The sequence below is a fragment of the Enterococcus sp. PLH-Efm8 genome (genome assembly GCF_053011625.1).
On sequence record NZ_CP172568.1, the window covers coordinates 156,200 to 178,022 of the forward strand.

Below are 21,823 nucleotides of genomic sequence, written 5' to 3' on the forward strand. Positions count from 1 at the left end.
TCAAATTAAGCGAGACAAAACTTTCCATTTACGTAACTCAAAAAAACTTCTAATGGTGTTTGGTAATTTAGTGATTTTCTAGGGATATGGTTTCTTTTGGACGCAACGGATGAGATGAATCCTTGATTGACTTGGTTGAAGTCCATTTCTTTTGGTAGTCCATCTTTTCGGAGGAGTCCGTTTGAATGTTCATTTAATCCCCGTTGGGAAGGCGTTCCTGGGTCTGCGAAATAAATATCAATATCATTCGTATTACTAATACTTTTCCAATTAGAGAATTCTTTTCCACAATCAAAGGTAATTGATTTGAAAAGATTTTTGGGTACGGATTGAAGCCATTCATTAATCGAATTTTCAATATCAACTGCCTTACGGCCTTCTGGTTTCAAGGCGATAATGGCTTTTGAAAGTCGCTCAACGAGTGTGATGACGGCACTTTTATGGTGGATGCCGACAATCGTATCACCCTCTAAATGTCCAAATTCTTCTTCGAAAACGACATAATCTTTTTTACGTTCAGAAATATTTCTTTTGAATGCCTGTTTTCCACGTTTTTCCTTATAACCATTTGGTTTTCGTTTTCCTTGCATCGGTAAATGTAAAACATTGAATTCTCCCGTCTTAAACCGGCGATAGAGGGTACTTACTGAACAAGAGAAGGTTCGCTCTGCACGGCCAATAATGACGTCTGGGGTCCAACCTTCAGTTGATCTTTTTTCAATGTATTCTTTTTCCTCAGCAGGAAAAATGATTTCGGTTCTCCCACAACGTCGCTTATTTTCTTTGTATTGTTCAAAGTATTCAAGTGCTGTTCCACCACATTTGAGAAAGTTATAGACATTGTAAATTGTTTGGCGTCCACGTTTAAGCTGCTTCGCAACGATAGCAACCGGAGTTTCTTGATGAAAATATGCTTCTATCATTACAAGCTCGTTTGGTGTAAGATGGGTATAAGTCATTTATGTTCACTCTCCTTGTATGCTTTAGCGGGTATTACAATTTGAGTGTAACATAAATGGCTTTTTTATTTGTCTCGCTTAATTATACAAACGGCGTAACTATTTATCAGCTAGTCAATTAGGAATTACGCTAACCGGTTTGATCATCGGGTGGGTCGGTGAAGGATCTGTCGCGGCTTTACTAGAACCAGTGATCGGTAAACTACCTTTTAGTTCGGCTATTAGCAGTACAATCTCTGTGGCGCTGGGATTTATTTTAGTTACGTATATCGATGTGGTTATTGGCGAACTGCTTCCTAAGAGCTATAGTATCGTCAATACGGAGAAGGTCGTCTTGTTCGTAGTTAAACCACTTCATTATTTTTATAAAGTAATGTTTCCTTTTATTTGGGTATTGAATCATTCAGCTGCAGGGCTAGGGAAGCTATTAGGTGTGCGTCTCGTATCTGAAGGAGAAGAGACATTGTCTCAAGAAGAGCTGACATTAGTCGCATTGAATTCTTATGAAAAAGGAGAGTTGACCAAAGAAGAATATTATTATTTGGAAAACGTGTTTGAATTTGATGATACCTTGGCAAAAGATATACAAGTAGACCGTACGTCCATGCAAGTATTCGAAGCTTCAGAAACCGTCAAAGAAGCGATAAAAGCTTCGATTGAACAAGGACATACTCGCTATCCGGTTATCTTAGAATCAAAAGACAATGTTTTAGGTTATGTCACCTTGCCAGATTTGATCAAGCAATCTTATAAAGATGACCAGCTGACAGTAGAACAGTTGATTGAAGAGCCGATCGTAACAACTGAAACGATCCCTATAAAAAAATTATTGACGATCATGCGAAAAAAGGGTAAGCATATTGCTATCTTAAAAGATGAATACGGAGGGACAAGCGGCTTAGTGACGATTGAAGATATTTTAGAAGAAATCGTCGGGGAAATCCGAGATGAGACAGATTTGGACGAAGCATTGATAGCGGAACAGTCAGATGGCTCTTATATCATCTCCGGCAAACTAACATTAGATGATTTCCAGCGTTATTTTCATGTAGAGATTCCAGAGTTTGAAGAAACGAATTTTACTACACTTGCGGGCTTTGCTTCTAGCCGATATAAAGAAATAAAAGCAGGAACAATCATTGAGATTGCATCATTCCGTTTCACGGTATTAGAATACCAGCATGCACATATCGATTATTTCAAAGTAGAGTCCACGGAAAGAAAAACAGAATAAAAGAAAAAAGGCTGTGACATTTTTTGTCACAGCCTTTTTGTTATCTAAAAAACCTGTTTTCGGTAAACGAAGAAGATATTTTCAATAAAAGTTTTCATTTTTAGCCGCAACGATTTCTTTTAATCAAGGCTATCTTGCTTCTGCATGTTCTAATGTGAAATGTTCCTCTTCACCCATGTGTTTCAATTGTTTCATCGAACGCATATAAGAGTAAAGCAACACGGCAACAGAACCGATCCAAGCTAAAGGAGAAGCTGCTGCTGCTCCTGGGTATCCCCACATTCCTGTAAGAACGATAGCTGCAAAAGAACGCATAAGCAATTCCATCATACCGGCGATCGTAGGGATCTTGCTTTGTCCAAGCCCTTGAAGTGTGTAGCGTAAAATGAACAGGACTGCTAAGATCCAGTAAAGAGACCCATTGATATTGAAGTAGGTTTGTGCTAATTCAAATACACGTGTTTCTGATGGGTTAACAAACAATTGAACAAAGAAATGACCGAAGAAAATGACGATAGCACCTGCTAAGAGACTAAATCCGACACTCATCAGTAAAGTTTGACGTACCCCTTGCAAGATTCGGCCATATTCTTTCGCACCATAGTTTTGTGCAGTGAAAGTTGCCATTGCAATACCAAATGACATCATCGGCTGATTTGCAAATTGGTCGATACGACCAGCAGCGGCTTGAGCAGCTACGACATCTGTCCCTAGACTATTTAGTGCTGCTTGTAACACGATAGCACCAACAGCGATGATCGAAGATTGAAACGCCATTGGCAAAGCAGCATTTAGGTGTACAGCAAACTCTTCTTTTTCAAATTTGAAATCTTTTTTGCGTAACTGTAACAAAGGCATTTTTTTCTTGATATACACTAGACACAGTACGCTGGAAGAAACTTGTGCGATTACTGTAGCAATAGCTGCACCTTCCACACCCATGCCAAAATAGATAATAAAGATCAAATCAAGTACGACGTTGATGATGACCGCAATGATCAGAAAGAATAGTGGTGTGCGGCTGTCACCAAGTGCGCGAATGACATTAGAAAGCAAATTGAAACTGACTGATGCAAAGATCCCTAATAAAATAATTGAAATAAATGTTTGTGCTTGATCAAGTATTTCAGGAGGAGTTTGCATCAATTGAAGCATCGGACGAATAAACAGGAGACTTAGGACAGTTAAAATCACAGTGACGACAAGACTAATGACAACACTAGCAGCAAAACTTTTCTTCAGACCCCGATAATCTTTTGCACCGTAACGTTGTGCGGTAATAATGGCTAAACCAGCTGTTAAACCTTGGGCAAAGCCAATGATCAAAAATGTCAGGCTTCCAGTTGCACCAACCGCTGCCAGCGCATTTTTACCTAGCGTCTGACCCACGATGATCATATCGATCATATTGTAGAACTGCTGAAAAACATTTCCGATCAGTAAAGGAACAGTGAACATCAAAATCAGTTTAGCGGGGCTTCCTTTTGTTAAATCGCGCATCTTTTAAACTCCTTATATCTTTAAAATTTAGTTAGTAGTATATAGCGTTTATCCTGAGAATACCAATTAGAAATCAATGATAATTTATGAAACTCCATAAAAAGAAGCCAAGAATTGAGTCAAAGAATCAACAACTTGGCCTGGTCTGTAAAATAAGGGACATCCACGTTTATCTATCACCTTAATATTGTCTAATCTCACTTGGTAAAAGGATCGTTTCTCTCGTACCGTCATCATAGGCGTATACTTGAGCAGGAAATTGGTTCGAATAGGCAAACGGCAAATCAATATCCATTTCCACATTGCTTCCTGCTTGAGAAAAATGCATCGTCACTTTTCCACGATTTTCGATCAAATCAAAGGTTAATATATTTTCTAATGGAATGACTCCCTTAAGATCTAGGTCAATAATAAACCATATACTGTCAATCAATTCATCTGGCAAACTTGATACGACACCAACTGAAGCGTAACGGTTGCGGCTGCTATCAAAACTTTCAAACATCTGTTTAACCTCCTTCGAATCAACGAATGTTTTATTTTTATAATTAATCCTAGGATAAACTAGAAATACTTACTTCAACGAGGGTTCATTCTAATAAAGAATCAGGAAAAATGCAACAATAATTGAATACTTTTTTTCAAAGTATAAATTTTTATAAAGGTACGATAAAAGTATGCGAGGAAAAGCTTGGTAAATTAGGATTTTTCGTTTGTAAAGCCATTTACAAAAGTGGAAGCCCCATATGAAAATAAACGATTAGAAATAAAAAAGGCGTGTTAAAAGCTGCTGACCCGCCGCTTCTAACACCACCTGATTGTTTCAGTATTATTCTTCTGTTGAACCGATCACTTCTGGTTCGCCACCTTCACCTGTGCTTTCTTCTTCTTCACTTTGAGCGACTACAGCAGCGATTTGCTCTTCACTGTCGGTCACGAATTTGTAATCGTCGTTTTTTGGAAGATCGGCTACTGTAATAGAATCACCTAATTCCAAGTTTGTCACGTCAACTTCAATTCGTTCAGGCAATTTGTCTGGTGTAGCAGATACGACTACTGTATACAAGTTTTGAGCTAACACTCCACCAGATTTAGCACCCACTGATTCGCCAACAAGAACGACTTCTGTTTCGACTTCTGTTTCTTCCGACATGTTTACAGATAGAAATTCTGCATGTTCGAAATGATTGGTAAAAGTGTTCGTTTGGATCTTGTGAACCAATGTATTGACTTTTTGTCCATCGATGTCCATCGTGATGACTGTGTTCGCTCCATGTTCACGCAACAATTTGCTTAGTGTCAAACCATCGAATGAGATAGGGGTACTTTCTACTTTATACCCATAAACAACAGCTGGAACTTTCCCTTCGTGACGAAGTTTGTTTCTTAATGAACGGGGACGTACTTCTCTTTTACTTACTTCTAATGATACTGACATAACCAAAATTCCTCCTTAAAATGTGACTGTCTGCTTTGGTAACGGACAGATTTTATTTAAGTGAATTCTAAAGGCTAATCTCGTGCACATCATCGAAGGCAGGGCGCTTAAAAAAGCGCAAAAGGAGAGATGCGCGCATCTCCCCTTAGAAAGTCAGGATTCAACTTTTCTCCACCAGGTCATTACGCTGTGTATGAGAAATCCAATTCACTTTACTATTTAACCGTAACGTGAACTGTTAATTAAGTCAAGGAATAACTATGATGATGTATTTGCAAGCAAGAATATTCAAGGTATAATTAATTAGTAGTAATAAGAAAGGAAACAGCATGCGTTTAGATAAATTAATAGAAGAAAAATTAGAAACGACACGCAAGGAAATGAAGCGGCTGTTTGCTTTGAAGCAAGTGATGATAGATGGCACAGTCGAATTTCGACAAAATCGAAATGTAGATAGTTTACTGCATCAAATCGAAGTAGCAGGTGAACACTTAGAAACAAATGAGTCCTATTATCTTCTCAATAAACCTGAAAAAGCTGTTACAGCTGTATCAGATCCAGAAAAGACGACAGTAATCGATCTGATTGCAAGTGCCGATCGTTTCCAACCATTATATCCAGTGGGAAGACTAGATAGAGATACAACAGGACTATTGCTGATCACTTCGAATGGACAATTGGGATATGAAATGCTACTTCCAGAAAAAAAGGTTTCAAAGACTTATCAAGTAGTTGTGAACGAAAGGGTGACACCGGCAGACGTAACAGCATTTGAAAATGGAATCGTATTCGCTGATGGGTATCAATGTAAGCCGGCTGATTTAAAAATACTCAAAGCAGACAAGCACCAAAGTACGGTTTTATTGACGATCCAAGAAGGAAAATTCCATCAAGTCAAAAAGATGTTCTTAGCCCAAGGAAAGAAAGTGACCGCATTGAAACGGCTAAGCATGGGACCATTGGAATTAGATGAACAGCTAGGAGTAGGCGAGTATCGATCGTTGACATTAGCAGAGATGAAAAAGTTAAGTATTTATTTTAAATAGGAGGTCAAAAAGATGAAATATAAAACTTTATTGTTTGATGTAGATGATACATTGTTAGATTTTCAATTAACTGAAGCCAATGCTTTAAGTGCTTTGTTTGCAGAACAAGGAATCACATTGACACCAGAAATCGAAACCAGCTATAAGGCTTTGAATCATCATTTATGGCAGGAGTTTGAAAAAGGCAGACTATCACGAGAAGAAATAATAGGCAGTCGTTTTGGGTTACTTTTCCAGCAATTTGGGAAAACAGTAGATAGTGATCAAATGGAAAAACGCTACCGCCACTACTTGAACCAAGGTCATGATCTTGTTCCAGGAAGTCTAGAAATCCTGAAAAAGGTCCATCCGCATGCTGATCTTTATATTGTGACGAACGGTGTGTCGCACACGCAACATCGGCGATTAACAGATGCAGGAATGCTTGATTACTTCAAGGATATCTTTGTCTCAGAAGCTGTCGGAGCGCAAAAGCCGATGAAAGAATTTTTTGATCATGTCTTTTCCCACATTCCTAATTTTGATAAAAAGCAAACTGTGATCATTGGTGATTCTTTGACTTCTGATATCAAAGGAGGAAATATGGCAGGGATCGATACGATTTGGTTCAATAGAAATAAATTACCAGAAATCGAAGAAATCCAGCCTACTTATCGAATCGATTCATTAGAGGAACTTTATTCATTATTGGAAATTGAAAAGGATTAATTTTCAGAAAAATATAGCATTTTCGTGTTTTTTCGCTATAATAGATTAGAATGAAAAAACGGATACGAAAGAGGTTTTAGTCAATGACAAAAAGCAAGCCAATTATCATTGGTGTGACGGGTGGATCCGGAAGCGGAAAGACAAGTGTCAGCCGTGCGATTTTCAACAACTTCCCGGACCATTCCATCATGATGCTTGAACAAGATTCTTATTACAAGGATCAGAGCCATTTGAGTTTTGAAGAACGATTGAACACAAATTACGATCACCCATTTGCCTTTGATAATGATCTGCTGATTCAGCATGTAGGCGACTTACTGAACTATAAAGCCATTGAAAAACCCGTGTATGACTATGTAGCGCATACAAGAAGTCAGGCAACGATCATTCAGGAACCAAAAGAAGTGATCATTCTAGAAGGAATCCTGATTTTAGAAGACGAACGTCTGCGTGACTTGATGGATATCAAAGTATACGTAGATACAGATGATGACATTCGTATCATTCGTCGTATCAAACGGGATATGGAAGAACGGGGACGCACATTGGACTCCGTGATCGAACAATATTTGACAGTTGTTAAACCGATGTATCATCAATTTATCGAACCAACGAAGCGCTATGCGGATATCATTGTTCCAGAAGGCGGAGAAAACCACGTTGCTATTGATTTGATTACAACAAAAGTAGCTAGTTTCTTAAACCATAAATAGTGCGCAGCGAAACAGTTGAACGGACTGCGACCGTTTGAAAAGCAAGGATTCTGCTTTTTGAACAGTCACCAGCCAACTGTTTTTTTATTTATAACAAGAGGTTGTGAAAACAGCATCTTGACCTAAGTATTAAAAAGAAGAAACGGAAAATAGCTGTTTATATTTTACCGTTTTTTGAGCTAATACCGAAGGTCAGCTGATTGAGCACCGTGAAGTAGAGGTTGTAAAAAAGCTGTCTTTGCATCAAGCGATAAGAGCATCCAAATAAAACAGCTCCTCACGTTTTTCGTTGGGTTGGGCTTATTATCGTAGATGCAAGCTTTTGAACACCGTTTAACGAGAGGTTGTAACAGAAGTGGTCAGATGCAATAAATAAGAAGAAACTTACGAAAATTATTTCTCGAATTTGTGTGAGATTTCGACTTATTTTTTTGAAGAAGCTCTTTTGTCGCACCCCCTAATGATGTGCACCCCAAAAGTTAGACTAGAAATCTAATTAAAAGGGGTGCTTTTTTTGCGGAAATATACATTTGTTTTTAAGAAAAAAGTAGTTTCAGACTATTTAAATAACGAAGGCGGCTACAAATATCTTGCACATAAATATCAAATAAATCGTACACTGGTTAGACATTGGGTAAGGATTTATAACTATCATGGTTGGGAAGGCTTGGTTGGAGGTGGCAAAAGCTACACTACAAAATTTAAACTTGATGTTATAGAATATATGGAAACAAATGGTCTTTCTATCCAAGAAACTGCTAAAAAATTTAATATCGGTTCAAATAGAACTCTAAGTAAATGGATAGAGCAATATGAAGAAGGCGGTGCTTCTTCACTTGAGAGCCAAAAAAGGGGCAGAAAAATTAGTATGAATTCCAAGCTAAACATTCCTAAAAAACTTAAAGATGAGTCTCTTGAAGAAGAAGTTATTCGTTTAAGAGCAGAGAACGCATATTTAAAAAAGTTAGAAACCTTGATTCAAGAACAAGATTTGAGCAAGAAGAAATCAAGGTTAAAACAATCCTTCAGCTCAAAAAAGAATTTAAATTGAATCTATTACTTTCAATTGCACAATTAGCGAAGTCAACTTATTATTACTGGGTAAAAAAATTAGATAAGCCAGATAAATATAGCAAGATAAAGCAAGAAATTACAGCGATTGTAAAAGAATCAAGAAACTCTTATGGTTATCGTAGAGTCACTTTAGCGTTAAAGATGAAAGGATATACAATCAATCATAAAACAGTTAGAAAATTAATGTCCCAAATGGGACTTACCTGTCAAATCCGAATAAAGCGATATAAATCTTATAAAGGAACAGTAGGAAAAATTGCCAAGAATGTGTTAAAACGAAATTTTTCAGTAGATACACCCAATAAAAAATGGGTGACAGACGTCACTGAATTCAAGATAAAAGGAAGAAAAATCTATCTATCTCCTATACTTGATTTATTTAACGGAGAAATAATTAGTTATAGTATATCAACTAGTCCAACATATAAACTGATTGAAGAAATGCTTCAACAAGCAATTAAAAAAAAGGGAACTGAGGGTTCACTGATTCTACATTCAGATCAAGGATGGCAGTATCAGATGCCACAATATCAAAAAAAATTAAAAGAGAATAACATTATTCAAAGCATGTCTAGAAAAGGAAATTGCTTAGATAATTCTGTAATAGAAAATTTTTTTGGTGTGCTTAAATCAGAGTTTTTTTATCGAGAAAAATTCCGATCAATTGAGATATTTCAAAGTAAATTAAATGAGTATATTAGGTGGTATAATAACAAAAGGATAAAACTAAAGTTAAATGGACTATCTCCAGTAGAATATCGGAAACAGTCCATTAAATAGTTCAACTTTTGGGGTTCAGTTCATAAGGAGGCAGTTTTAATAAATGAAAAAAGATGTGGGGAATATAGATGTCTAAAAAAGGATCAGTTTTACAAAAATGTCTTCAGATCATGCCCATTATTGGTCTGTTTTTTTTCTTTGTGTTGATTCTTTATGCTTATCATCATGGGATTTTTCGATCGAGCACGTCTTTGCAAGCGTTTATCCAGCAATTTGGCAAGTATGCAGTGATGATATTTGTTCTGTTGCAAGTGATCCAAGTGATCATTCCTATTTTGCCGGGAGGGATCTCCTCAGTAGCGGGCATGCTGATGTTTGGCAATGGATTTGGGCTTTTATATAGTTGTATTGGCCTAGTGATTGGGGAAGCAATCGGATTTTTGCTTGTCCGTTACTATGGCGTAGCCTTTGTCCAGCTTATTTTATCGCCAAAAAAGTATCAGAAATTTGATGAATTGCTGACAAGAAAAACGAAAGATATTAAAAAAGTACTAGTTGTTACCTTGCTGCTTCCCTTTGCGCCAGACGACTTGATCTGTCTAGTAGCTGGTTTGACGAAATTATCTTTTAGGGAATTTATGCAGATTGTGATTTTCTTGAAACCGTGGTCGGTGGGTGTGTATAGCATGATCATGCTCTTTTTATTCCATCAAGCGCAAGGTCATTTATAATGTAAAAAAGGACGTGGGTGTATGGAAAAAATAAAAGTAACAGAAAATGAACTGGATGAGCTGATGGCAGTCATACAAGAAGTATGGCCGGAAGTTTTTGTGCCGATCATTGGTCAAAAACAAGTGGATTACATGCTGAAAACTTATCAGTCAAAAAAACAGATTCAAAAAGAACTGACAGAAGGTGTGTCCTACTTTTTATTAAAAAGCGAAGAAAAGACTGTCGGTTACACTGCTTATGAAGAGATAAATGGAAAAATTTATTTAAGTAAATTATATTTGCTAAATAAAGTACGTGGTCAAGGATTGACTTCTTCAGTTTTTCGCTGGTATGAAGAACTTGCTGCGCAAACAAAGGAAAGAGAGATCTTTTTGCGAGTGAATCAGGGGAATCATCAAGCAATCGAGGTTTATAAGCATGAAGGATTTGAGATTACAGAAGAACTTATTTCAGATATCGGTCAAGGATTTCAAATGGTCGATTATAAAATGAAAAAAGCTCTCGCATAAACATAGGAACTGTGTTAAAGTAAATTTATGCGACGGGTCGAGAAGGACTCTGGTTTACAGAGCTCCTAATTGATTTTGGAGGCACAGGATAATTGATTTCTATCTTTATCACCTGCCGGATGCAGGGGTGTCGGGCAAGACTTTTGTGGAGAAGGGCTTGTCTGCTTGAGTAATCAAGTACCGTAAAAATGCAGAAAGAAGCTTATGCTTCTTTCTGTATTTTTTTTTACAAGAATATATTCTGTAAAATTGGTTTATTTCCCCTTTAATGCTAAAATCGAAGAGCAGATTAGTTATAAGACTGTTTAAGGAGCCATTGTCATGTTCGAAAAACTCAAACGATTTGGGCGTAATTTTACACAAACAACGCCCTTTATCTTAAGTAACACGGTTATTTTTATTCCTTATCTTTTATTTTTGGGACTAACAGACTCGCATAATTGGCTGACGATTTTGCCATTTACGCTGTTTTATGCCTTTCGGATGACTGGACTATTTTTAGTCAACAGTCTACGATTTGGTCTAGATAGTTACACGTTGCTGATGATCGCTCTGCTGATTGGTGGTGCTGGTTCATTGCTTGGAATATTAGGCGTATTTTATTTTCCTTTATTTTATTTTTCAAGTGTTTTGCTAGGGCTGAGTGCAGCATGGCTTGTACCTGCTAATACCACGGTCAATTTTCACGAAAAGACGCAAGGTTTTATCAATATGGATGGGAAAAAGTACTTATTTGCAGCTATCTGGCTATTTCTCCTGTATCAAGCGATTGAGTTGCCTGCACCGACTCAGATTGCAGCAAGCTTTACTATTTATACACTTTTTTACGTCATGGCCTACCATACGGTTAGTCATTATCCGCGTTACGAACTGGATTTCAAAGACATCAAAAGAAATCTGGTAGCTACGCGAGAGCTTGTTTTATTTTTGATATTCTTTGGCTTATTGTTTCTTTTGAGAAATGCCCGATTGTTATTCGATGAAAGGCTTTTTGATCTTGCTATTTATGGTTTCTTGCTGCTGTTCATCTTGTTCGTGTTTGTTTTAGGACACCAGAAGAAGGAATGGAAGTTGCCAAGCTGGCTAAATCTGTTTACTTTTCTAAATGGAATGCTAGGGAATTTCCTTTTTTTATTTAGCAGTTTTTATGTTGGCATACTGTACGGATTAGAAAAACTTTCGATTTTTATGTATTTGCCTTATGCAGCAGGCTTGATTGCAGCAAAAATAGTCGGACCATGGATTTTGAAACGTTTAACATGGTCTCCATTGGCTATGCAATTGCTTGGACTGAGTTCTTCTTTATTGGTCCTCTTGATTCCAAATGGTTTTGCGATAGGTGTCTTTCTGCTTAGTTTCTGGCACGTAGTAACAGGCAGCTGGCTAAATAAGGAATATTATCAAACTGATACAGCTATTCCAATGGATCGCCGGATCGTTGTCAAGTATACTACTCAAAATAAAGGGAGTGTGATCCACCAGTTTTTATTGATGACGCTTTTGTTTGTTTTAGCAAAAGAAATGGGAGAGCCAATCCATCTATTATTGATCACGCTGAACCATGAATCAGTGCCGATAGAAAGTGTACAACTGCTTATCTTGGCAAAATGGATCAATGTTGGTCTTTTACTGAGCGGATTAGTAACTGTTTATCATTTATGGAAGAAGGCGAAAAAGAATGAGGCTATTCATTGATGGAGATGGTTCTCCAGTAAAAGAAGATGTCATAAAATTAGGAGAATCCTATGGTCTTGACGTGGTTATCGTGACCAGTGTGGACCATTATACGACCAAAGAATACGCTAATCATGTCCAAATCGTCTACGTAGACCGCGGAGCTGATAGTGCGGATTATAAAATCGTCGGTATGGTTAAGAAGAATGACTTTTTGATCACGCAAGATTATGGTTTAGCTTCACTTGTATTGCCGAAGGGTGTGCGAGTGTTCCATCACTCTGGAAAAGAATTTGACGAAGCGAATATCGGCACGCTTCTAGAACAACGTTATCATAGTGGAAAGTTAAGAAAAGCTGGCATAAGGACAAAGGGTCCAAAACCCTTTACGGAGAAAGATCATATGTCTTTTCGTCAAGCGTTAAAAAAGGCAATTGACTAAGGTTTACCAAGTACAGAAGATAGTAGGTAACGAAGGTATTTTATTTATGCTCGAATACATCAAAAAGGGAACAGGGAAACAGGATAAATGTGTTCCATGTTCCCTTTTTGATTGTTCTTATTACTGGGTGCAGAACAGCTTTTTCACATTTTTTATTCTCGGTGTTTCAGAAGTAGCCTCTTCGAAAAATAAGCCGAATTTTCACAAAAATTTGAGAAACAATTTATGTAAAACCCCTTCTTATTTCTTGAAGCTGATTCTTTCTGTCACAACCTTTTTCTACTTTTTCCTCTTCTTATACATTTGGATCAATGCATCGATTGCCAAAAAAATAATGACGAATGCGGCAATAGCATACGTAAATATCCCTAATAAGGAAACGACCTCTGCGTTTTCTACAGGTGCTGCTTGGACAAGCAGGGAGGACCCTACGATCAATGCAGCTAAAATCATACCGAAAACAAGCCGATTGATCATACTTTCGATCCTGCTCAATAATTTGTCTTGCTTTTTCAATTCCAAATTGACTTTTCCTTGTCCCGAAGTCCACATTTCTAATAGATGGTGGAGCTGTTGAGGGATCTTAGGCGCAGCCTTCATCCCTTCCAATAAGTCTAATCCGCTTTGTTTCAATGTATCTTCTACATCCAGATGAGTGAGAAAATAATGTTGAGCAAAAGGCGAAGCGACTTCCATGAGGGAAACTTCAGGATCGAGGACGCGGATCACCCCTTCTAATGTCCCAAATGCTTTCAGCAAAAGCGTGATATCACGATCGAACTGCAGATTATTTTGATGACAAATCGTCACGACATGTGTGAATACTTCTTGCAAGTTGATTTCATCAATAGGAGAATCATAATACTGTTCAAGAAAACTTGTCAGTTCTTGGTGGAACCGACTTTCATCAAACGAGCCTTCTTGCTGACAAAGTCGAAGGACCGCTTTTTCGATTCGATAAGCATCTTTCGTATACAGCGCTAAAACGGCTTGTGTGAGTTTTTGCCTAAGTCCTGCAGAAAGATGCCCCATCATACCAAAATCGATGTAGTTGATGGTATATGGCGCAACAGGGTCTTCTGCAGAAGTGGAGGCTCGAAAAGCAAAGGAACCGAACTCTTTTTCATGGACTGTTTCAGTTTTTCGGCTAGCTTGTGTCTGTTCTTCTTTTGTTAGTACATGGAATAGCAGATTCCCTGGATGAGGATCAGCATGGAAAAAACCATCATCAAACACCTGTTTCATAAAGTTCTCAACTAAAAGCTTTGCAACTTCTTGTTTCAGCTGCTTGTTTTGAATTCCAGTGATAAAAGTTTCAGTTTTGTTTTCGGCGTTCATTAAATGATTCAAGTTTTTACCAGACATTTCTTCCATCACGATCACTTTTTTCGAACAAAAAGCGTCATAAATCTTGGGGCTGCGGATCTCTTTCCAGCCATTGTTCTTTTGATAGAATTGTTCGCCATTTTGACTTTCTTTTAAGAAGTCCATTTCATTGATCAAGGAACGTTTTACTTCTTGGAGTACCCCTTTTAGATCAACTACGCTAGTTTCAGGAATGTATTTGATCAAAGGGATCGCTCGTTCAAATAGTTGAAGATCAAGTCGGATCTCTTCGGCGATGTTAGGGTGTTGGATCTTAACGACTACCGCGTCACCGTTCTTCAGCTTGGCACGATGAGCCTGCCCCATAGAAGCAGAGGCAAAAGGCGATTTTGAAAAATCATCGAATATATCTGATAATGAAAGAGAAAGTTCTGTTTCGATCGTCTTTTTGACCGTTGAAAATGTGTCGCTAGGTACACTATCTTGTAATGTTTTGAATGTTTGAGTGAAGGCAGAAGAAAGCAAATCTTCTCGAACAGAAAGCATCTGTCCTATCTTGATGAAGGTGGGGCCTAGTTCTTCAAAGGCTTTTTTTACCTGTTCGGGATTTTTTTGCTGTACAAAGTTTGGCACTACATTGTAATTGATGAACACTCGAATGATTTCTGCCAAGCGGCTGCGTGGATTTGTTTGCGCCATCATCATCCCTCCTTTTCTTTATCATAACTTTTTATAAAAAACGGGACAAATAATCTAGCTGACAAAAAATAAATGACGCTCGTTCTTTTAGAAGCTGGCTCGTTTTTTTATAAATAAGTTATTCGTTTATTTTTGTTTTGTGCTAAAATATGAGAGTAAATCACTGAACGATTTAGAATACAGGAGGACAATCTTTTGAAGATTACTTTACTATATGGCGGACGCAGCGCAGAGCATGAAGTGTCCATTCTTTCCGCATTTTCAGTTTTAAATGCCATTTATTATAATTATTACCAAGTTCAACTCGTATTTATTACAAAAGAAGGACAATGGGTCAAAGGTCCATTACTAACAGAAAAACCTGCCAGCAAAGATGTCTTGCATCTTTCATGGGACCCAAGTGGACAGACAGAGGAAGGCTTTACAGGAAAAGTGATCAATCCGGGCGAAATCAAAGAAGAAGGAGCCATCGTTTTTCCAGTTTTACATGGGCCAAACGGGGAAGATGGAACGATCCAAGGCTTCTTAGAGACATTGAATATGCCTTATGTCGGCGCAGGCGTATTGACCAGTGCATGTGCCATGGATAAAATCATGACCAAGTATATTTTACAAGCTGCTGGTGTGCCGCAAGTTCCTTATGTACCAGTACTTAAGAATCAATGGAAAGAAAATCCTAAAAAAGTATTTGATCAATGTGAAGGTTCTTTGCTTTATCCGATGTTTGTCAAACCGGCGAATATGGGTTCTAGTGTCGGCATTACAAAAGCAGAAAACCGAGAAGAGCTGCAAAATGCTTTAGCAACAGCCTATCAGTATGATTCTCGAGCAATCGTTGAACAAGGAATTGAAGCGCGCGAAATCGAAGTTGCTGTATTAGGAAATGAAGACGTTCGGACGACTTTGCCTGGTGAAGTCGTAAAAGACGTAGCATTCTATGATTATGAAGCAAAATATATCAATAATAAAATCGAAATGCAGATTCCAGCCGAAGTGCCAGAAGAAGTTTATCAAAAAGCGCAAGAGTACGCGAAGTTAGCTTACACGATGTTAGGTGGAAGCGGATTGAGCCGGTGCGATTTCTTTTTGACAAATAAAAATGAATTATTCCTGAATGAATTAAACTCTATGCCAGGATTTACGGAGTTCAGTATGTACCCACTCTTATGGGAAAATATGGGCTTGAAATACGGTGATTTGATTGAAGAACTGATCCAGTTAGGAATGAATCGATACCATCAGCGTCAATCTTTTTTTGAAAAAAATGAATAAAGAGAAATAAAGAAGAGGCTGGAGTGATTGCGTAACCGCGTTCATTCTAGCTTCTAAATACGAATAGAGAAATTTACTTGGAAGTGAGAGTCATGCGAACCCGCCGTTTAGGCCAAACGCTTTTTTCACAACCTTTTTTAGGAGAGATCTCAATGAATCTAACAATACAAGAAATTGCACAAGCCGTGGGCAGCGAATGCTCTGCACTGACAAAGATTACCAATGTCGAATTTGACAGCCGGAAGATAACCGAAGGAAGTTTATTCGTTCCTCTTGCTGGTACGCGAGATGGACATGAATTTATCCAGCAAGCGATCACAAACGGAGCATCTGCTTCATTTTGGAGCTTGCCTGTTGAACAAGCTCCAAAAAATTTTCCAGTTATTCCTGTAGCAGATCCTTTGAAAGCCATGCAGCAATTGGCAACCTATTACTTGGAAAAAGTAGGCGCAGAAGTCGTTGCAATTACAGGAAGCAATGGTAAAACCACCACGAAAGATCTAACCGCGTCTGTCTTGTCTGAAAAATACAAAACATATAAGACGCAAGGAAATTACAACAATAATATTGGTCTTCCTTACACGATTTTGCACATGCCCCAAGATACAGAAAAGATCGTTTTGGAAATGGGCATGGATCACGCCAATGAAATCACGGAACTTTCACTTATGGCTCAACCAAAAGCTGCAGCAATCACAATGATCGGTGAAGCACACATAGAAAATCTTGGGTCGCGAGAAGGAATCGCTAAAGCCAAAATGGAAATCACTGACGGACTTGTATCAGACGGATTACTCGTTGTGCCCGCAGATGAACCGTTGCTGACACCTTTAACGGCAACATTAGTACAAACAGTCACAACATTCGGTATTGGAAATGGCGATGTTCATGCGGAAGTGACAGCAAAAGGAAAAGCACAAACCGATTTTGTAGTAGAAGGAGAAACATTTACGATCCCGCTGCCTGGAAGTTATAATGTAACGAATGCTTTGATTGCGTATACGATCGGGCGCTTCTTTGGACTGTCCATACCTGAGATACGCCAAGGGCTCGCCCATGTTTCTATCACTCAAAACAGAACCGAATGGCTAACGGCAGGAAATGGTGCAGCTATTTTGAGCGATGTCTACAATGCAAATCCAACAGCCATGGGACTGGTATTAGATACTTTTAAAAATCTGCCAACAAAAGGACGCAGAATCGCTGTGTTAGCAGATATGCTGGAATTAGGGAAAGAGTCTTTAAATATGCATGCGCAAATGAGTGAACATATCGATCCTGAGAAATTCGCCATGATTTTCCTTTATGGGGAACAAATGCATGCACTAAAAGAAGAATTGAACCAAAAATACCCCCAACTACCTGTGTTCTATTTTGAAAAAGAAAAGAATAAATTGATTGATGCTATCAAACAAAATCTTGAAGCAACAGATAGTATTATGCTAAAAGGCAGCAACAGCATGGGCTTATTTGAAGTGGTAGAACAACTTCAGCAAATGAAATAAAAATCTGTAAACTTGCAGAAAACGAAAAACTATGTTAGAATAACCTATTGCCGAAAGATGAAGAGAAATTGGACTGGTTTTGCCATAGAAACAACTTGTTGAAGCCAGATGTCATAATAATGATAAAGCTGAACGCGACCCGTTTGGCTTTTCTAATGCCTAAACTTCGCAAAGTGATTTTTCGGTGGTGCCACAGGGGCTAAGAATGGATAAAAACGTGCGTGGCCACTGTCAAAAAGAAACAATACACTTTGACCGAACAAATCGACGGGGTAGCAAAAAAGCTACATCCTCAGTTAACAACCATATAGGAGGATTCATTTGAAATTTAAAGAACTAGAATTATCACCAGAATTGTTGAAATCAGTCGAACGCGCTGGTTTTGAAGAAGCAACGCCTATCCAAGCAGAAACGATTCCACTAGCATTAGCTGGAAAAGACGTTATTGGACAAGCACAGACAGGTACAGGGAAAACAGCTGCATTTGGATTACCAATGTTAGAAAAAATCGATCCAGATCGTCACGAATTACAAGGTTTAGTTATCGCACCAACACGTGAATTAGCTATCCAAACACAAGAAGAATTATATCGTTTAGGGCGCGACAAAAAAGTACGTGTACAAGCCGTTTACGGCGGAGCAGATATTGGCCGTCAGATCCGTGGCTTGAAAGATCGTCCACATATCGTTGTGGGTACACCAGGACGTATGCTTGACCACATTAACCGCCACACATTGAAACTTGGAACCGTTCAAACATTAGTTTTGGATGAAGCAGATGAAATGTTGAATATGGGCTTCTTGGAAGATATCGAAAAAATCATTTCACAAGTTCCTGATCAAAGACAAACATTACTTTTCTCAGCAACGATGCCGCCAGCTATCAAGAATATTGGCGTTAAATTCATGAAAAATCCACATCATGTGAAGATCAAAGCGAAAGAAATGACAGCTGACTTGATCGATCAATACTATGTCCGCGCAAAAGAATACGAAAAATTCGATATCATGACTCGCTTGTTTGATGTTCAAACACCTGAATTAACAATCGTCTTCGGACGTACAAAACGCCGTGTAGACGAATTGGCACGCGGATTAGAAGCACGCGGTTACCGTGCAGAAGGAATCCATGGCGATTTGTCTCAACAAAAACGAATGAGCGTATTGCGTTCATTTAAGAGCGGTCATTTAGATATCCTTGTAGCGACAGACGTTGCTGCACGTGGATTAGATATTTCAGGTGTCACTCATGTGTACAACTATGATATCCCTCAAGATCCAGAAAGCTACGTTCACCGTATCGGACGTACAGGCCGTGCCGGAAAAGGCGGTATGTCTGTGACTTTCGTTACACCAAATGAAATGGACTACTTGCATGTGATTGAAAACTTGACGAAAAAACGGATGACGACTTTACGTCCACCAACCGAAAAAGAAGCATTCAAAGGTCAATTAGGTGCTGCAGTTGAACAAATCGAAACAAAACTTGCAGAAAATGGTCTAGATAAATACCTGCAAACAGCAGATAAATTATTAGAAGAATATTCTGCACAAGATTTAGTTGCACTTTTGCTAAAAACGACAGCAAAAGATCCAGCTGATGCAGTGCCAGTGAAGATCACACCAGAACGCCCATTGCCAATGCAGAAAAAAGGATACAATAAAAATGGCAAACGTGGTGGCGGAAACAACCGTAATCGTCGTGACGGCGGTAATTATCGTGGAAACAAATCAAAAGGCGGTTATAGCAAAAATAATAACAGCCAAAAAGATGGCGGTAAACGTCACAATGATAAAAAACGCGGATTTGTAATCCGTTCAAATAACGATTAAACATAAAATGAAAGTTTCTCTTTTTTAAGAGAAACTTTCATTTTTGTTATTTGTGGACTTATTTGTGGCAAAATGGTTATAATTTGGTAGAATGAGAGTGTTCTAAATTTATTGAAAAGAGAAAAGCATATGATAAAAGGAATTGGGATCGATGCAGTCGAACTTCCTAGGATCACTCGGCTGATCGAAGAAAAACCAAAATTCATTGCACGAATCTTGACCTCTGATGAAATGAAACTATTCCAGTCCTTGCCTTTTCATCGCCAAGTAGAATTTTTAGGCGGGCGTTACGCTTGCAAAGAGGCTTTCTCTAAAGCTTGGGGAACTGGGATCGGAAAAGTTACCTTTCAAGATGTCGAGATTTTAAAAAATGAAAATGGTCAGCCTGTTGTGACGCGTTCACCTCATGAAGGCAATGTATGGGTCAGTATTACTCATACAAATGAAACAGCTTTTGCACAAATTATTTTGGAAGACTAGAAAGAAGGAAAAACGATGGTTGTCGCTTGGCACCGCCCAACGAAAGCAGTGATACATAAAAAAGCTATAACTGAAAATGTAGCAAATGAAGTTGCAAGACTTCCGCAAGGAAAAGAATTGTTTGCAGTAGTAAAAGCGAACGGATACGGTCATGGAGCTATTGAAACAGCTGAGGCAGCAGTTGCAGGTGGAGCTTCGGGCTTTTGTGTTTCAAATTTAGATGAAGGAGTCGAGTTGAGAGAAGCTGGATTTACTCAGCCCATCCTTATCTTGAATATGGTTCCTTACGACGCACTGACTGTAGCTGTTGCTCATGATTTATCAGTAACTGCAGGTACACGGGAATGGTTGCAAGCAGCAGCTGCTGTTTTAGAGAAAAGTAAGCTAGAGACGCCTCTTTCGATTCATCTAAAAGCAGACACTGGGATGGGTCGTATCGGATTTTGTACACCTGAAGAAGTAAAAGAGGCAGCTGCATTCATCAAAGAAAGTCGTGTATTAGAATGGGAAGGTTTATTTACCCATTTTTCTACAGCAGATCAGGCAGATGATACATATTGGAATCTGCAAAAAGAACGCTTTATAGAAGTGCTGAAAAAACTTCCCGAACTTCCTCGATATGTACATGTCAGCAATAGTGCAACGGCTTTATGGCATGATGAAACAATCGGCAATATGATTCGTTATGGAGTAGCAATGTACGGACTTAATCCCTCTGGGCACGCACTACCGGAAGTTTATCCATTGCAGCCAGCACTTGAGCTGGTTTCTGAATTGATTCAAGTCAAAAAACTCCCAGCAGGTGAAGGAATCGGCTATGGAGAAACATATATCACTCCTGAAGCAGAGTGGATCGGAACGATACCGATCGGTTATGCAGATGGCTGGCCACGAAAGATGCAGGGTTTTTCTCTATTGGTAGAAGGGAACTACTGTGAAACGATTGGGCGTGTATGTATGGATCAACTGATGATCCGATTGCCTCAAGAATTTCCTGTCGGAACAAAAGTGACGCTTATCGGCAAAAATGCAGACAAAGAAATCACTATGCAGGATATAGCAGATCAATTAGGTACGATCCACTATGAAGTGGCTTGCGGATTAGGACAGCGGATACCAAGAGAATATCAAGAATAAGGAGGATCCTATGGTAAAAAGAGGAGATATTTATTTTGCTGATCTTTCTCCAGTCGTGGGATCGGAGCAAGGCGGAACACGCCCAGTTTTGGTTATTCAAAATAATCTAGGTAACCATTTTAGCCCGACGATCATTGTTGCGGCCATAACGGCAAAAATGGCTAAACCTAAGCTTCCGACTCACATTGGGATCAAAGCTACTGGAACAGGAATAGAAAGAGACTCCGTTATCCTGTTGGAGCAGATCAGAACGATCGATAAATCAAGATTGAAAGAAAAGGTCTGCCATTTGGATCGACCCATTATGGCAGAAGTTGACCGAGCATTGAAAATTAGTGTGGGTATCGAAGCACTGACTCCTGTTACTAAATAAATATAGCGAAGTAACCATGCAGCCTTTACATATAAAAAAGGACCAGCTGTGCGTAAAAAAAGATACGTCTGCTTCTAGTACCAGCATTTCTGCTAGAAGAAGCGAACGTATCTTTTTTGATGATCCAAGGAGTGGTCCATGCGCCCTCCTCCTTTACATTACAGCCAGACTTGGATTACCAGCTGGCTTTTTTTACTCCTGGAATCAAACCTTTATGTGCTAATTCACGGAATTTTATACGGGACATCCCGAATTTACGCATGTATCCGCGAGGGCGTCCATCGATTAAATCACGATTTTTCAATCGTTCTGGACGAGCATCTAAAGGAAGTTTACGCAAGCCTTCGTAATCTTTTTGCGCTTTTAATTCCTGGCGTAAAGCAGCATAGCGTTCAATCGTTTCTTGCTGTTTTTTTGCTTTGGCAATCTTTGATTTTTTAGCCATCAAC

20 protein-coding genes and 1 pseudogene are annotated in these 21,823 nt (G+C 38.7%); 15 read left to right on the forward strand and 6 right to left on the reverse strand.

The genetic code is table 11. The features are described from left to right. Positions 1–5: 5 nt before the first annotated feature. On the reverse strand, positions 6–959 hold the full coding sequence (locus ACIFUW_RS00795) for an IS30 family transposase (RefSeq protein WP_002287760.1): 954 nt from the start codon (positions 957–959) through the stop codon (positions 6–8). Positions 960–1,056: 97 nt separating this feature from the next. Between ACIFUW_RS00795 and ACIFUW_RS00800 the strand changes: the two are divergent. Continuing rightward, positions 1,057–2,193: pseudogene (locus tag ACIFUW_RS00800) on the forward strand (hemolysin family protein); the annotation flags it as partial. 129 nt (positions 2,194–2,322) lie between these two features. On the opposite strand, the gene ACIFUW_RS00805 reads toward ACIFUW_RS00800, so the two are convergent. The 3 genes from ACIFUW_RS00805 to ACIFUW_RS00815 form a co-directional block, all read right to left on the reverse strand. Then, positions 2,323–3,693, reverse strand: a complete 1,371-nt coding sequence (locus ACIFUW_RS00805) for an MATE family efflux transporter (protein WP_010729628.1) — start codon at positions 3,691–3,693, stop codon at positions 2,323–2,325. 181 nt (positions 3,694–3,874) lie between these two features. After that, positions 3,875–4,198 carry a DUF960 domain-containing protein gene (locus ACIFUW_RS00810; RefSeq protein ID WP_002289744.1) on the reverse strand — a complete coding sequence of 108 codons (324 nt, stop codon included), beginning with the start codon at positions 4,196–4,198 and terminating at the stop codon, positions 3,875–3,877. A gap of 324 nt (positions 4,199–4,522) precedes the next feature. Beyond that, positions 4,523–5,131: a 50S ribosomal protein L25/general stress protein Ctc gene (locus ACIFUW_RS00815; protein ID WP_002299254.1), complete on the reverse strand. Its 609-nt coding sequence runs from the start codon at positions 5,129–5,131 to the stop codon at positions 4,523–4,525. 329 nt (positions 5,132–5,460) lie between these two features. Between ACIFUW_RS00815 and ACIFUW_RS00820 the strand changes: the two genes are divergently transcribed. The 8 genes from ACIFUW_RS00820 to ACIFUW_RS00855 all read left to right on the forward strand — a co-directional run bounded on the left by ACIFUW_RS00820 (position 5,461) and on the right by ACIFUW_RS00855 (position 12,749). Further along, complete coding sequence (locus tag ACIFUW_RS00820; RefSeq protein ID WP_002289747.1) at positions 5,461–6,177, forward strand: 16S rRNA pseudouridine(516) synthase; 717 nt, start codon at positions 5,461–5,463, stop codon at positions 6,175–6,177. Between the two features lie 12 nt (positions 6,178–6,189). Beyond that, positions 6,190–6,885: a YjjG family noncanonical pyrimidine nucleotidase gene (locus ACIFUW_RS00825; RefSeq protein ID WP_002289749.1), complete on the forward strand. Its 696-nt coding sequence runs from the start codon at positions 6,190–6,192 to the stop codon at positions 6,883–6,885. A gap of 83 nt (positions 6,886–6,968) precedes the next feature. After that, positions 6,969–7,598 carry a uridine kinase gene (gene udk, locus ACIFUW_RS00830; protein WP_002289751.1) on the forward strand — a complete coding sequence of 210 codons (630 nt, stop codon included), beginning with the start codon at positions 6,969–6,971 and terminating at the stop codon, positions 7,596–7,598. A 514-nt stretch (positions 7,599–8,112) separates the two neighbouring features. Then, positions 8,113–9,452 (forward strand): IS3-like element ISEnfa3 family transposase gene (locus ACIFUW_RS00835; RefSeq protein ID WP_086953915.1). Its coding sequence is split into 2 segments (ribosomal slippage): positions 8,113–8,554 and positions 8,554–9,452, totalling 1,341 coding nucleotides; the frame shifts between segments, so codons are not numbered across the junction. A gap of 68 nt (positions 9,453–9,520) precedes the next feature. Then, complete coding sequence (locus ACIFUW_RS00840) at positions 9,521–10,123, forward strand: TVP38/TMEM64 family protein (RefSeq protein ID WP_002294220.1); 603 nt, start codon at positions 9,521–9,523, stop codon at positions 10,121–10,123. Between the two features lie 21 nt (positions 10,124–10,144). After that, positions 10,145–10,633, forward strand: a complete 489-nt coding sequence (locus ACIFUW_RS00845; RefSeq protein ID WP_002305318.1) for a GNAT family N-acetyltransferase — start codon at positions 10,145–10,147, stop codon at positions 10,631–10,633. 321 nt (positions 10,634–10,954) lie between these two features. Continuing rightward, a complete protein-coding gene (locus ACIFUW_RS00850) occupies positions 10,955–12,328 on the forward strand; it encodes a hypothetical protein (RefSeq protein WP_002296549.1) in 1,374 nt (457 codons plus the stop codon). Next, positions 12,312–12,749 (forward strand): YaiI/YqxD family protein, encoded by a 438-nt coding sequence (locus ACIFUW_RS00855; protein ID WP_002296550.1) that lies wholly within the window; start codon positions 12,312–12,314, stop codon positions 12,747–12,749. The genes ACIFUW_RS00850 and ACIFUW_RS00855 overlap by 17 nt, the downstream gene beginning before the upstream one ends. Positions 12,750–13,028: 279 nt before the next feature. Here the strand turns inward: ACIFUW_RS00855 and ACIFUW_RS00860 are convergent, their stop codons facing one another. Then, the gene (locus ACIFUW_RS00860) at positions 13,029–14,774 is read right to left on the reverse strand and encodes an ABC1 kinase family protein (protein ID WP_002296551.1); all 1,746 of its coding nucleotides are present in this window, start codon (positions 14,772–14,774) and stop codon (positions 13,029–13,031) included. Between the two features lie 195 nt (positions 14,775–14,969). On the opposite strand from ACIFUW_RS00860, the gene ACIFUW_RS00865 reads away from it, so the two are divergent. The 6 genes from ACIFUW_RS00865 to ACIFUW_RS00890 all read left to right on the forward strand — a co-directional run bounded on the left by ACIFUW_RS00865 (position 14,970) and on the right by ACIFUW_RS00890 (position 21,374). Then, positions 14,970–16,046 (forward strand): D-alanine--D-alanine ligase, encoded by a 1,077-nt coding sequence (locus ACIFUW_RS00865; protein WP_002293424.1) that lies wholly within the window; start codon positions 14,970–14,972, stop codon positions 16,044–16,046. 152 nt (positions 16,047–16,198) lie between these two features. Further along, on the forward strand, positions 16,199–17,551 hold the full coding sequence (locus ACIFUW_RS00870; RefSeq protein WP_002305320.1) for a UDP-N-acetylmuramoyl-tripeptide--D-alanyl-D-alanine ligase: 1,353 nt from the start codon (positions 16,199–16,201) through the stop codon (positions 17,549–17,551). A 321-nt stretch (positions 17,552–17,872) separates the two neighbouring features. Further along, on the forward strand, positions 17,873–19,384 hold the full coding sequence (cshA, locus tag ACIFUW_RS00875; protein ID WP_002296553.1) for a degradosome RNA helicase CshA: 1,512 nt from the start codon (positions 17,873–17,875) through the stop codon (positions 19,382–19,384). A gap of 129 nt (positions 19,385–19,513) precedes the next feature. After that, positions 19,514–19,864 (forward strand): holo-ACP synthase, encoded by a 351-nt coding sequence (gene acpS, locus ACIFUW_RS00880; protein WP_002296554.1) that lies wholly within the window; start codon positions 19,514–19,516, stop codon positions 19,862–19,864. Positions 19,865–19,879: 15 nt separating this feature from the next. After that, a complete protein-coding gene (alr, locus tag ACIFUW_RS00885; protein ID WP_002296555.1) occupies positions 19,880–21,001 on the forward strand; it encodes an alanine racemase in 1,122 nt (373 codons plus the stop codon). A gap of 10 nt (positions 21,002–21,011) precedes the next feature. After that, a complete protein-coding gene (locus tag ACIFUW_RS00890; RefSeq protein ID WP_002289874.1) occupies positions 21,012–21,374 on the forward strand; it encodes a type II toxin-antitoxin system PemK/MazF family toxin in 363 nt (120 codons plus the stop codon). 175 nt (positions 21,375–21,549) lie between these two features. On the opposite strand, the gene rpsN is transcribed toward ACIFUW_RS00890, so the two are convergent. Continuing rightward, a complete protein-coding gene (gene rpsN / locus ACIFUW_RS00895; protein ID WP_002293413.1) occupies positions 21,550–21,819 on the reverse strand; it encodes a 30S ribosomal protein S14 in 270 nt (89 codons plus the stop codon). Between the last annotated feature and the right edge of the window lie 4 nt (positions 21,820–21,823).

Bases quoted from the DNA above. Each gene is read 5' to 3' on its own strand.
- ACIFUW_RS00795 (WP_002287760.1), bottom strand. From the start codon at position 959: ATGACTTATACCCATCTTACACCAAACGAGCTTGTAATGATAGAAGCA.
- ACIFUW_RS00805 (WP_010729628.1), bottom strand. From the start codon at position 3,693: ATGCGCGATTTAACAAAAGGAAGCCCCGCTAAACTGATTTTGATGTTC.
- ACIFUW_RS00810 (WP_002289744.1), bottom strand. From the start codon at position 4,198: ATGTTTGAAAGTTTTGATAGCAGCCGCAACCGTTACGCTTCAGTTGGT.
- ACIFUW_RS00815 (WP_002299254.1), bottom strand. From the start codon at position 5,131: ATGTCAGTATCATTAGAAGTAAGTAAAAGAGAAGTACGTCCCCGTTCA.
- ACIFUW_RS00820 (WP_002289747.1), top strand. From the start codon at position 5,461: ATGCGTTTAGATAAATTAATAGAAGAAAAATTAGAAACGACACGCAAG.
- ACIFUW_RS00825 (WP_002289749.1), top strand. From the start codon at position 6,190: ATGAAATATAAAACTTTATTGTTTGATGTAGATGATACATTGTTAGAT.
- udk (WP_002289751.1), top strand. From the start codon at position 6,969: ATGACAAAAAGCAAGCCAATTATCATTGGTGTGACGGGTGGATCCGGA.
- ACIFUW_RS00840 (WP_002294220.1), top strand. From the start codon at position 9,521: ATGTCTAAAAAAGGATCAGTTTTACAAAAATGTCTTCAGATCATGCCC.
- ACIFUW_RS00845 (WP_002305318.1), top strand. From the start codon at position 10,145: ATGGAAAAAATAAAAGTAACAGAAAATGAACTGGATGAGCTGATGGCA.
- ACIFUW_RS00850 (WP_002296549.1), top strand. From the start codon at position 10,955: ATGTTCGAAAAACTCAAACGATTTGGGCGTAATTTTACACAAACAACG.
- ACIFUW_RS00855 (WP_002296550.1), top strand. From the start codon at position 12,312: ATGAGGCTATTCATTGATGGAGATGGTTCTCCAGTAAAAGAAGATGTC.
- ACIFUW_RS00860 (WP_002296551.1), bottom strand. From the start codon at position 14,774: ATGGCGCAAACAAATCCACGCAGCCGCTTGGCAGAAATCATTCGAGTG.
- ACIFUW_RS00870 (WP_002305320.1), top strand. From the start codon at position 16,199: ATGAATCTAACAATACAAGAAATTGCACAAGCCGTGGGCAGCGAATGC.
- acpS (WP_002296554.1), top strand. From the start codon at position 19,514: ATGATAAAAGGAATTGGGATCGATGCAGTCGAACTTCCTAGGATCACT.
- alr (WP_002296555.1), top strand. From the start codon at position 19,880: ATGGTTGTCGCTTGGCACCGCCCAACGAAAGCAGTGATACATAAAAAA.
- ACIFUW_RS00890 (WP_002289874.1), top strand. From the start codon at position 21,012: ATGGTAAAAAGAGGAGATATTTATTTTGCTGATCTTTCTCCAGTCGTG.
- rpsN (WP_002293413.1), bottom strand. From the start codon at position 21,819: ATGGCTAAAAAATCAAAGATTGCCAAAGCAAAAAAACAGCAAGAAACG.